At 51.3% G+C, this 863-nt stretch carries 1 protein-coding gene; it reads left to right on the top strand.

Going from position 1 to position 863, the window contains the following annotated elements; genetic code table 11:
• Window positions 1-711: group II intron reverse transcriptase/maturase (locus tag D5269_RS17995; RefSeq protein ID WP_347707317.1), on the top strand; the 711-nt coding region annotated here is incomplete at its 5' end.
• Between the last annotated feature and the right edge of the window lie 152 nt (window positions 712-863).

Here is an 863-nt window from a genome sequence, read left to right as displayed (position 1 = left end):
CAGGACATCAAGCGGCTGAAAAACGGAAAGCGGCAGCGTGTGTACTACGGCGTTGTCCGGCTCCGTATGCCCCAAGAGAAATGGGCTGCAAAGCTGTTGGAACTGGGCGCAATCCGAATCAGTAAGGACGCTTCGGGCAAAGAGCGGTGGAAAGCTATGCCGCGTGGGAAACTCATGAACAGGACGGATATTGAAATCCTCAGCCGCTATAATGCGGAAGTCCGAGGGCTGTACAACTACTACTCGTTAGCTGGAAATGTGTCCACCTTGAATCACTTCTCAAGCCTGATGAAGTACAGTATGCTGAAAACTTTTGGCTCCAAGTATCGCTGTCAGGTCAGGAAAATCAAGGAGAGATATGTCAAAAACGGCGAGTTCACAGTGCCGTACACGACGAAAGCAGGCCCCAAAGAAGCAATTTATTACCACAGTGGCTTTCGTAAACAGGATAAGCCGCAACTGGGGCAGGTGGATATCCTGGATATTTACAAAAAGTACAGCAAGCCCAACAGTCTGGCCACTCGCTTGCGCTCTAAACAGTGCGAATTGTGCGGTGCGGAGTGCGGCGGTTTAGTCATGCACCAAGTAAAGCGTCTGAAAGACCTTACAGGGCAATACGAGTGGGAAATCCTTATGCGCAAACGGCATCGCAAGACTCTGGCCGTTTGCCCATCCTGTCATGCAGAAATTCACAATTCGATGAAGTCGTAAAACGATAACAGTACGGAGAGCCGTGTGCATCGAGAGGTGCCCGCACGGTTCGGGAGGGAGTACCCATGTGGTGCTTACCTCATACCATCCAACGCTACCTCCAGTATGAGCGGCTCCAGGAATTGAACATGACCCATTTCGACTGCTGGGCC

It is taken from the genome of Anaerotruncus sp. 1XD42-93 (genome assembly GCF_009917605.1).
In the GTDB taxonomy this organism is placed as follows: domain Bacteria; phylum Bacillota; class Clostridia; order Oscillospirales; family Ruminococcaceae; genus Anaerotruncus.
This window is presented reverse-complemented; position numbering and strand designations above follow the sequence as displayed.